We start from the raw sequence: 8,488 nt of genomic DNA, 5'->3' as shown, positions 1-8,488 counted from the left end.
CCTGATGAAGACTTCTGACACCGAACGCCCCCGCCCGGGCAGCGCCATCCTCCGGACGGCGCTGCGCCGCAACATCGGCGCCATGGTCGCGGGCACCGTCCTCATGGGCCTGTACCAGGCCGCCGAGACCGCGTTCCCCATCGCTCTCGGACTGATCGTCGAGCACACGATGCAGGACCGCAGCCTCGGGTCGCTCGGCGTCTCGGTCGGCTCGCTGGCCGTGATCATCACGACGGTTTCCCTGTCGTGGCGGTTCGGCATGCGCGTGTTGCAGAAGGCCAACACCACCGAGGCACACCGCTGGCGGGTACGGGTGGCCGCCTGCGGACTCCAGCCGGTGGCCAGGGACGTGGACCTCAAGTCCGGCGAGATCCTGACCATCGCCACGGAGGACGCCGACCAGACCGCCGACATCATCGAGGTGGTGCCCCTGCTGATCAGCTCCCTGGTCGCCGTCGCGGTCGCCGCGGTCGCCCTGAGCCTGGCGGACCTCCGGCTGGGGCTGCTGGTGATCGTGGGGACCGTCACGATCCTGTCGGTCCTCGCCGTGATGTCCAGGCGGATCGGCGCCAGTACGCGGGAACAGCAGGCCCGGGTGGCCCGGGCGGGCGCCAAGGTCGCCGACCTCATCATCGGGCTGCGCCCGCTCCACGGCTTCGGCGGCAACCACGCCGCCTTCGGCTCCTACCGCAGGGTCAGCACCGACGCGAAACGCCAGGCGATCACCGTCGCCCGGGTGAACGGCGTCTACGCCGGCACCGCGCTCGCCCTCAACGCGGTCCTCGCCGCGGCCGTCTCGCTGACGGCGGGCTGGCTGGCCTTCGAGGGCCGGATCACCATCGGAGAACTCGTCATGGCCGTGGGCCTCGCGCAGTTCATCATGGAACCGCTGAAGATGTTCTCCGAGATGCCCAAGTACGTCATGATCGCCCGTGCCTCGGCCGAGCGCATGGCCCTGGTGCTGACCGCGCCACCCGTGACGGCACCGGGTCCCGAACGCCCGCAACCCGGCGGAGACCTTGAGGTCGACGGCCTGCGCCACGGCACCCTCCGGGGGGTCGATTTCACCGTCTCGGCAGGAGAGTTCGTGGCGATCGCGGCATACCAGCCGCGCGCGGCGGCCGACCTGGCCGCCGTCCTCTCGGTGAACGTCGCCCCCCAAGCGTACGGGGGAGTGGTGCGGGTCGGCGGCCGGGAGATCGCGGACCTGTCGATCGAGGCGGTCCGCGAGCACCTGCTGGTGAATCCCTACGACGCAGAGATCTTCGCCGGCACGCTCCGGACGAACATCGACCCGTCGGGCACAGGTCGGACGATCGAGGCGGCCGTCGAAGCCTCCATGCTCACCGATGTCGTCGCCCTCCACCGCGAGGGGCTCGACTACGCGATCCGCGACCGGGGCGCGAACCTCTCCGGAGGTCAGCGGCAACGGCTCTCGCTGGCCCGCGCGTTGGCCGCCGACACCGACGCACTGGTCCTGCACGATCCGACGACGGCCGTCGACGCGGTGACGGAGCAGCTCATCGCGCGCAACGTGGCGAAGCTGCGCAGGGGCCGGACCACGCTCGTGCTCACCAGCAGTCCGGCGCTCCTGGACGCCGCGGACCGGGTGCTCGTCCTGGACGAGGGCGTCATCACCGCCGAGGACACCCACCGCGGTCTCCTCGCCGGCGACGAGGCCTACTGCCGGGCCGTCGCCAGGTGAACCACCGGGCGGTTCCCGGGGTGCGCCCGCGCACGCTCCGGGAACCTCTCAGCCGAGAGCCCAGGCCACGTCCCTGAGCAGGGCGTGCCGCCAGCCCGACCGGTCGTGCCCGGACGCCGAACGCGACACCCGGACCGTGGCGCCGGCCCGCTCGGTCAGCTTCTCGGTCAGCTCGCAGTGCGGCAGCATCGGGTGCTCGTGCTCGCCCACGTCGAAAGCGCACCGCAGCCCCGACAGGTCGGCACCCCGGCGCAGTCGCTCGGCGACGGCTCCGCCGAGGGCCCCTCCCAGCGGATCCGGCAACCCCTCCGTGCCGGGCGCCCACCAGAAGGACCCCGACTGGCAGGCGACCCGCGAGACCAGCTCCGGGAACTCCAGCGCCGCGTACAGCGCGCTCAGCCCGCCCAGGCTCTGCCCGGCGACCACCAGCCGCTCCGGGTCGGCCGGAACGCCCGACTCGGCGACCAGCGGCAGCAGTTCGTCCCGGACGGCCTCCCACAGCTCGGGGCGGCAGGCGAACTCGGCCTCGCGGTCCTTGGCCGGCAGGAACACGAGGGTCACCGGAGGCATGTCACCCGCGGCGACGGCCGCGTCGAAGGCGGTCACGGCCGGGTGCAGGTACAGCCAGTCGTCCCCGTCGAGCAGCATCACCACCGGACCGCCTCCGCCCGCCGGGTGGACGCGCACGGTCCGCCGTCCGCCGAGCCGGTCGCTGCTCCAGCGGATCCGGGCGCGGGGGAGAGGGAGCACGTCGTCCGCGCCGAGAGCGGGCCAGTGCGGCTGGGCAGGGGCGTCCGGAGTCGCGGCGACGGAACGGTCCGCCCCGGCGCCGACCGGGTTGAACGGGTCGGCGTGGGCCGCGCCCCCGGCGATGAAGCGGTAGGTCACCCGTAGCCGTGCGGGCATCCGCACTTCGGCGTACCAGCAATCCGTACCGCCCCAGCGGCGCAACGGCACGGGCGGCGACCAGCTCTCGAAGTCGAGCACGGACCCGTCGCCGCGCACCTCCTCGGAACCACGCCACAGGAAGAGTGTCCGCCACCCGCCGTCGGCGGGGATCGACGCGGGCGTGCGGGCCGCCGCCCAGAACGCGTCGCTGCCCGGGCTGCCCGGGAGACCGAAGGCGGCGAACGGATTCTCGTCGGTCACCGGACGCATGTGCGTCTCCTTGTGAGAACGGAAGAGGCGAGGCTGGGCTCCTCCTGGATGAGGTGAGCCTAACCCGGCGTCCCCGAAGGGGCGTTGGCGATGCGGTCCCCGAAGGCCGACGGTCGGCCGGAGGAGGCCGCGCGCACCATCCGGAGCTGCCCGATCTCCGCGACGTTCTTCATCAGCTCGGCGTTCACCCATGCGGCCAGGTGCGCCATGGTGTAGTCCGGCCCCTGTCCCCAGGGAGACGGCGCGACGGCGTCGAGAGCCGCGTCGTCCAGTCCGTCCAGCACCCCCAGCCAGGCCTCCCGGAGCCCACGCAGCCAGCCGATCGCCCTCTCGGCGTCGCCCGGCCACACGACGTCCTCGCGGTCCCGGGGCTCGCGGCCCAGGGAGTGGTCGATCGTCGTGCTCCACCACCAGCCGATGTGCCAGCTGAGCCAGCCGATCGTCGGCACCGGAACGGGGTCCGGCTCCGTCTCCTCCCAGTCCGCCGTCCACCGGCCGTCGGCCCGCAGGCGCACTGTCCAGCACAACGGCGTCGGCTCCCAGAGGAAGTCCTCGGTGTCGAGCCGCTCCAGGTGGTACTCGAACAGCGACCAGGTCAGATCGAACTGGCGCCGCAGAAGGTCACATCGCGAAGCGTTCACCGGGCGACCCTGACACACCCGTACGCCCCCGGCACGCGCTTTTCCCGCCGTACCGGCCGACGGGACGACCGCCACCGGGCCCGTCCCCGCCCCGCTCACACACGACCTTCACCAGGTGCTCGAACGGCCGCATCCGCAACCCTGTGAACGTCTCCCCCCACGACGGCTCAGCCCTCACGCCGCACACAGGCGAGGGGAATGCCCGCTTCGCAGCCTTCCGCAACACGCTTCAGTACGCGGCGAGCCGTTCCATCAGGGCGGCGCCGCGCGCGAGCGTCTCCTGCTCGTCCTCGTCGAGTTCGAGGTCGATGGCCCGGGCGAGCCAGTCGGCACGGCGGTCGCGCTCAGCCTCCAGCGCCGCCCGCCCCACGTCGGAGAGGTCGACGAGGGATTTGCGTCCGTCCGTGGGGTGCGCCCGGCGGACGACGAGGCCCTGGTCCATGAGGAGTCCGACGGCGCGGGCCATCGACTGGGGGCGCACGCGCTGGTCCGCCGCGAGGTCGCTGGTGGTCATGGCCCCGTCCCGGTCGAGGACGCCCAGAACGGCGACCTGACCGTGCGGGATCCGGTCCTCCTGCTTCACGCGCCGCGCGAGTCTGCCCATGGCGACGCGCAGATCGGCGGCGACGGTGGCGGGTTCCGGGGTCGGCATAGGGCACTTTAACCCGTGATCGGCAGTGGGTCCCCACGGGCGGCCCGGGGAGCGGAACCGGTCAGCGCAACGGAACGGCTGGACCAAGCAGTCCATCTGAGCAGCACAGCTGAACAGCTCATCTGAACAGTGCATCTGAACAGTCTTGCTGTAGAGTTGCGTCGTCGCGGCTCGCGCCGGCGTTGTCGCAAGAGTGCCGCGGCGTGTGACTTCGGAAGGACCTCGCATGGCCCCCAAGGCAGTTGAGCCCACCGTCATCCAGTCCGTCACCGCTCGCAGGATCATCGACAGTCGGGGCAACCCCACCGTCGAGGCCGACGTCCGCCTCGCCGACGGGTCCCTCGGCCGCGCCGCCGTCCCGTCCGGCGCGTCCACCGGCGCGCGGGAGGCCCTGGAGCTGCGCGACGGGGACGCCGGGCAGTGGCACGGCAAGGGCGTCGACCGTGCGGTCGCCCACGTCAACGACGAGATCGCCGCCGCGGTCGTGGGCCGCGACGCGGACGACCAGGCAGGCCTGGACGCCGCGCTCGTCGCGCTCGACGGAACCCCTGACAAGTCCCGGCTCGGAGCGAACGCGATCCTCGGGGTCTCCCTCGCCGCCGCGAAGGCCGCCGCGGCGGCCCACCGCCAGCCGCTCTACCGTTACCTCGGCGGCGCCGACGCCCGTCTTCTCCCGCTGCCGATGATGAACATCATCAACGGCGGCGCGCACGCCGACAACCCGCTGGACTTCCAGGAGTTCATGATCGCGCCGGTGGGCGCGCAGACCTTCGCGGAAGCCGTCCGCACGGGCTCCGAGATCTTCCACACCCTGCGACGCGACCTGCTCGCCGCCGGACACGCCACCGGCGTCGGCGACGAAGGCGGCTTCGCGCCCGCGCTGCGCACGGCGGAGGAGGCGCTCGACTTCGTGATGAGCGCCGTCGAGCGCACCGGGTACCGTCCCGGTGCGGACATCGGCCTGATCATGGACCCGGCCTCGTCGGAGTTCTTCCGCGACGGTGCGTACGTGTACGCGGGCGAGGGCGTGCGCCGCACCCCTTCCGAACAGGTCGACTACCTGGTCAAGCTGATCGACGCGTACCCGGTCGTCTCCATCGAGGACCCGATGGCCGAGGACGACATGGACGGCTGGCGCGAGCTGACCACCCGCGTCGGAGACCGCTGCCAGCTCACCGGTGACGACGTGTTCTGCACCGACGAGGCGCAGGTGCGCGAGGGAATCCGGACCGGCGTCGGCAACTCGGTCCTGGTGAAGGTCAACCAGATCGGCACCCTGACCGAAGCCCTCGCCACGGTCGCCACCGCGCACCGTGCGGGCTGGAGCGCCGTGATGTCCCACCGCTCCGGCGAGACGGAGGACACCACGATCGCGGACCTGGCGGTCGCGACCGGCTGTGGCCAGATCAAGACCGGCTCGCTGTCCCGCTCCGACCGCACGGCCAAGTACAACCAACTCATCAGGATCGAAGAGGAGTTGGGGCAGTCGGCCCAGTACGCGGGCGGGGCGCTGCTGTCCCGCTCCCGATAGCAGGGCGGGGAGCCCCCCGGTCCTGAAAGCGCGACAGGCAGTCGACGGGCGTCGGGACGGAGGTCCGCCCCTTGGTCGCGTGAACCAGCCACGTCGAAAGGCCTGACGGTTCGCCCGGAGCCCGCCGGTCTCCCCACTGCGAAGGAACCTCTCTAGGCCTCAGCCCTCAAGGCCTGGCAGGAGGAGACCGGGCGCCCCGGGCCGGGGCCGACCCCGCCGCCAGGGGCGCCTCAGCGGGTGCTTCGGCATGCCGCCGCTCAGGCGCCCCCGCGCGGTGCGTACAGGATCCACAGTGGCCCTTCGGCGAGATCGACGCGCTGTCCGTCGGGGGTGGTGTACACGGTGTCCGCGTCGGCCGCGCTCCGCGCCCATCGGGCTTCGTACGCCCGGCCGTCCCGCAGGACGACCGCGTCTCCCGAGCCCACGGTCTCGGTGAACGGGCTGGTGTTCCCGGACCGGTCGCGGAAGTCCGACGGGCGCACCGTCACGTCCTGGACGACGACCGTCCCGGCTCCGAGCCGGTCGTCCGCGGTGGTGCGGGCGGGGGAGCCGTCCAGGGAGACGAGCCACCGCTCGCGTTCGGCGGACCAGGTGAACGTCACGGACGCGGACGGATAGCGAACCGTGCGGCTGTCCACCCGCTCCCCGCCGGGAGGCGGCGCGCCGGGCTCCAGCCCCAGTTCCCCGACGGCGTTGACCTCGGAGGCCTCGAACGGGATCCGCTGCGGCCGCAGATAGAGATTGTGCGGCGCGGGCCGGTCCGGATCCCGGAAGTACGCCCCCGGCGCCTTCGAGGGCGGCACGGGGTCCAGCGGCGCTCGGTCGACGAACGGCAGCAGCCTGCTCTGGGCCCCCGAGAAGGCCAGCGCCGGCCGGTCGAACTGCCGCAGCAGCTCGAGATCGGTCTCCCGCGCGCTGCGCACCGGGCCGATGACCGGCGGCAGAGCGGAGGAGTACACGGCGAGGATCCGGCTCAGGCCGGCCTCCACCTGCTCGACGTAGACGATGTCGGCCCGCTCCAGACCGGTGTGGGGGCGTGCGGGCGCCACATTGTCGATCTTCACGGCGAGTACGGCGGCCCGGCCCGGCCCGGAGGAGGAGCTGCTGCGCGGCGAGGGTGAGGAACCCTCCCCGCCCGAGCACGCGGCCGTGACGGCCAGCACGAGCGTGGTGAACAGTACTGCGGCCGAGGGCCTGATTCCCCCTGCGGACATGGCGACCGCCCTTCCGGGGCGTCGGCCGGCGGTGTCGGCGCAACGCCGTCGTGTCGCGGCCCCTCATCCATCATCACGCATCCGGGGTCGGGATGGTTGCGGGACCGCCGGCCCCGAGCGGAACCGGCCCCGAACGGCCCGAACGGCCCGAACGGCCCGAACGGCGTCACGGCGCGTCAGCGCCCCTCGCGCGGGCCGGGCCGACCCGGGCGGGCATCCCCCGTGCCGCGCCCCTGATGCAGGCACACCGGGCACCGGTCCTTGCCGTCCCGGGCGTGCCACCCGAAGGGCGCGGGCGAGAACGGCCGGTCCTTCCGCGGCTCCCGGGCGGCGCGGGCCCGGCGGGCGCTCTTGACCGAAGGTCTGGACCATTCTACGGTTTGGCAGGGTCACGACATGGGGCGGGGCGGGGCGAACCTTTCGTCCCGTCGGCGGCGGACCCGGGCTGGAAGGACGTACGGATCATGGGGCGTACATCACGACTGCTGGGCCTCGGCCTGGCCGCGGCACTCGTCGTACCGATGCTGGTCGGAGCCGCGCCGCCGAAGTCCGCGGCGACGAACGTCGCGGCCGCCGAGACCTGCGCGGTCAAGTCGAGGCCCACGGGCAAGGTGCTCCAGGGGTACTGGGAGAACTGGGACGGGGCGGCCAACGGAGTGCACCCGCCGCTCGGCTGGATCCCGATCACCGACTCCCGCATCACCCAGCACGGCTACAACGTCATCAACGCGGCCTTCCCCGTCATCCGCTCCGACGGCACCGTCCTCTGGGAGGACGGTATGGACAACACCGTCAAGGTCGCCACCCCCGCCGAGATGTGTCAGGCCAAGGCCTCCGGCCTCACCACCCTCATGTCGATCGGCGGAGCCGCGGCGGGGATCGATCTCAGCTCCAGCAAGGTGGCCGACCGGTTCGTCCAGACGATCGTCCCGATCCTGAAGAAGTACAACTTCGACGGCATCGACATCGACATCGAGACCGGCCTCGTCGGCAGCGGCAACATCAACCAGCTGTCCGCGTCGCAGTCCAACCTCATCCGCATCATCGACGGCGTCCTCGCCGCGATGCCGCCGAACTTCGGTCTCACCATGGCCCCCGAGACGGCGTACGTCACCGGCGGCAGCGTCGTCTACGGCTCGATCTGGGGCTCGTACCTGCCCATCATCAAGAAGTACGCCGACAACGGCCGCCTGTGGTGGCTGAACATGCAGTACTACAACGGCAGCATGTACGGCTGCTCCGGCGATTCCTACTCCGCCGGCACCGTCGCGGGCTTCACCGCCCAGACCGACTGCCTGAACAAGGGGCTGGTCATCCAGGGCACCACCATCAAGGTGCCCTACGACAAGCAGGTCCCCGGCCTCCCCGCCCAGCCCGGCGCCGGCGGCGGCCACATGTCCACCGGGCTGGTCTCGCAGGCATGGAACCACTACAACGGCTCCCTGAAGGGGCTGATGACCTGGTCCCTGAACTGGGACGGCTCCAGGGGCTGGACCTTCGGCGACAACGTGAGGTCCCTCCAGGGCCGTTGATCCCCCACGTGTACGCTTCCGCGCCCCCGGTCCGCTCCGGACCGGGGGCGCGGCG

Annotated in this window: 7 protein-coding genes and 1 pseudogene; 3 read left to right on the top strand and 5 right to left on the bottom strand. The window is 72.1% G+C overall.

Annotated elements, in window-relative coordinates; genetic code table 11:
• Positions 1-4 precede the first annotated feature (4 nt).
• Positions 5-1,705, top strand: coding sequence for an ABC transporter ATP-binding protein (locus ACH4RG_RS26285; RefSeq protein WP_398540350.1), 1,701 nt, complete (start codon positions 5-7; stop codon positions 1,703-1,705).
• A 48-nt stretch (positions 1,706-1,753) separates the two neighbouring features.
• On the opposite strand, the gene ACH4RG_RS26280 is transcribed toward ACH4RG_RS26285, so the two are convergent.
• From ACH4RG_RS26280 to ACH4RG_RS26265, 4 genes and pseudogenes are all read right to left on the bottom strand, one after another.
• On the bottom strand, positions 1,754-2,863 hold the full coding sequence (locus ACH4RG_RS26280) for an alpha/beta hydrolase-fold protein (protein WP_397931764.1): 1,110 nt from the start codon (positions 2,861-2,863) through the stop codon (positions 1,754-1,756).
• A gap of 59 nt (positions 2,864-2,922) precedes the next feature.
• Positions 2,923-3,504: a DinB family protein gene (locus ACH4RG_RS26275; protein WP_397931767.1), complete on the bottom strand. Its 582-nt coding sequence runs from the start codon at positions 3,502-3,504 to the stop codon at positions 2,923-2,925.
• A gap of 61 nt (positions 3,505-3,565) precedes the next feature.
• Positions 3,566-3,691 (bottom strand): annotated as a pseudogene (locus tag ACH4RG_RS26270) (IS5/IS1182 family transposase); the annotation flags it as partial.
• A gap of 42 nt (positions 3,692-3,733) precedes the next feature.
• On the bottom strand, positions 3,734-4,156 hold the full coding sequence (locus ACH4RG_RS26265) for a MarR family winged helix-turn-helix transcriptional regulator (RefSeq protein ID WP_397924687.1): 423 nt from the start codon (positions 4,154-4,156) through the stop codon (positions 3,734-3,736).
• Between the two features lie 226 nt (positions 4,157-4,382).
• Here ACH4RG_RS26265 and eno point away from each other — a divergent pair, with 226 nt between their 5' ends.
• The gene (gene eno / locus ACH4RG_RS26260) at positions 4,383-5,687 is read left to right on the top strand and encodes a phosphopyruvate hydratase (RefSeq protein WP_398540349.1); all 1,305 of its coding nucleotides are present in this window, start codon (positions 4,383-4,385) and stop codon (positions 5,685-5,687) included.
• Positions 5,688-5,944: 257 nt separating this feature from the next.
• Here the strand turns inward: eno and ACH4RG_RS26255 are convergent, their stop codons facing one another.
• Complete coding sequence (locus tag ACH4RG_RS26255; protein ID WP_397931773.1) at positions 5,945-6,901, bottom strand: DUF3048 domain-containing protein; 957 nt, start codon at positions 6,899-6,901, stop codon at positions 5,945-5,947.
• 464 nt (positions 6,902-7,365) lie between these two features.
• Here ACH4RG_RS26255 and ACH4RG_RS26250 point away from each other — a divergent pair, with 464 nt between their 5' ends.
• Complete coding sequence (locus ACH4RG_RS26250; protein WP_397924692.1) at positions 7,366-8,433, top strand: chitinase; 1,068 nt, start codon at positions 7,366-7,368, stop codon at positions 8,431-8,433.
• The last annotated feature ends 55 nt before the right edge of the window (positions 8,434-8,488 follow it).

Origin of the sequence: Streptomyces sp. NPDC021019, from assembly GCF_044333295.1 — a bacterium.
Taxonomy (GTDB): domain Bacteria; phylum Actinomycetota; class Actinomycetes; order Streptomycetales; family Streptomycetaceae; genus Streptomyces.
The sequence above is the reverse complement of the archived record's forward strand: the minus strand, read 5'-3'. Positions and strand labels throughout refer to the sequence as shown.

Excerpts from the sequence above, each read along its gene's own strand:
- ACH4RG_RS26285 (WP_398540350.1), top strand. The coding sequence starts at position 5 with ATGAAGACTTCTGACACCGAACGCCCCCGCCCGGGCAGCGCCATCCTC.
- ACH4RG_RS26280 (WP_397931764.1), bottom strand. The coding sequence starts at position 2,863 with ATGCGTCCGGTGACCGACGAGAATCCGTTCGCCGCCTTCGGTCTCCCG.
- ACH4RG_RS26265 (WP_397924687.1), bottom strand. The coding sequence starts at position 4,156 with ATGCCGACCCCGGAACCCGCCACCGTCGCCGCCGATCTGCGCGTCGCC.
- eno (WP_398540349.1), top strand. The coding sequence starts at position 4,383 with ATGGCCCCCAAGGCAGTTGAGCCCACCGTCATCCAGTCCGTCACCGCT.
- ACH4RG_RS26255 (WP_397931773.1), bottom strand. The coding sequence starts at position 6,901 with ATGTCCGCAGGGGGAATCAGGCCCTCGGCCGCAGTACTGTTCACCACG.
- ACH4RG_RS26250 (WP_397924692.1), top strand. The coding sequence starts at position 7,366 with ATGGGGCGTACATCACGACTGCTGGGCCTCGGCCTGGCCGCGGCACTC.